We start from the raw sequence: 837 nt of genomic DNA, 5'->3' as shown, positions 1-837 counted from the left end.
CGGCGCGCCGAAGCCGAGCAGCACGCGCAGCCAGCCGAGCACGGCGGCGCTGAATGCGGCGGTGCCCGTCAGGCGGCGCGGCGCGATCGGCCGCATGCGCCGACCATGCGCGTAGCGTTGGCGACGGCGGCCGTAGCGTTCGAGCACGATCATGCCGACGACGATCGCGAGCATCGCGAGTGCGATCTGCGCGGCGCCGGCGAGGTCGGAGCGCGTGATCCATGTCGTGTAAACGGACACGGTCAGCGTCTGAACGCCGAGGAATTCCGATGCGCCGATATCGTTCAGCGTTTCGAGCAGCGCGAGGCTCACGCCGACCGCGATCGCGGGACGCGCGAGCGGCACGACGACGCGCCAGAACGTGGCGATGCGTCCCGCGCCGAGCGTGCGCGCGGCTTCGAGCAGGCTCGCGGACTGCGTGACGAACATCGCGCGCGTGCTCAGGTAGACGTAGGGATACAACACGAAGCCGAGCACGAAGATCGCGCCGGGCAGCGAGCGCAGGTCGGGCAGGCGGAACTGGCGCGGGCTGTCGAAGCCGAGCAGCCAGCGGACCGCGCCCTGCACGGGGCCGATCGGATGCAGCAGATCGAGATACGCGAACGCGACGATGTAGGTGGGAACCGCGAGCGGCAGCAGCAGCGCCCACGTCAGCATCCGGCGGCCGGGAAAGTCATACGCGGTGACGAGCCATGCGCAGCCCGTGCCGACGACCGACACGATCGCGCCGACGCCCGCGAGCAGCAGCAGCGTATTGACGAGCGCCTGCGGCAGCACGAATTCGGCGAGATGTCGCCAGTGCGCGAGATCGGCGTCGAACGCGGCGGCGACGAGCAA

The 837-nt window shown here is 70.3% G+C and carries 1 protein-coding gene; it reads right to left on the bottom strand.

Features of this window, described 5'->3' with window-relative positions:
• Positions 1–837 (bottom strand): iron ABC transporter permease (locus G3N93_RS40620; protein WP_206135588.1); only part of this gene is annotated, 837 nt, incomplete at both ends.

The organism is Burkholderia sp. Se-20378 (assembly GCF_017104665.1).
GTDB lineage: Bacteria > Pseudomonadota > Gammaproteobacteria > Burkholderiales > Burkholderiaceae > Burkholderia > Burkholderia lata.
The sequence above is the reverse complement of the archived record's forward strand: the minus strand, read 5'-3'. Positions and strand labels throughout refer to the sequence as shown.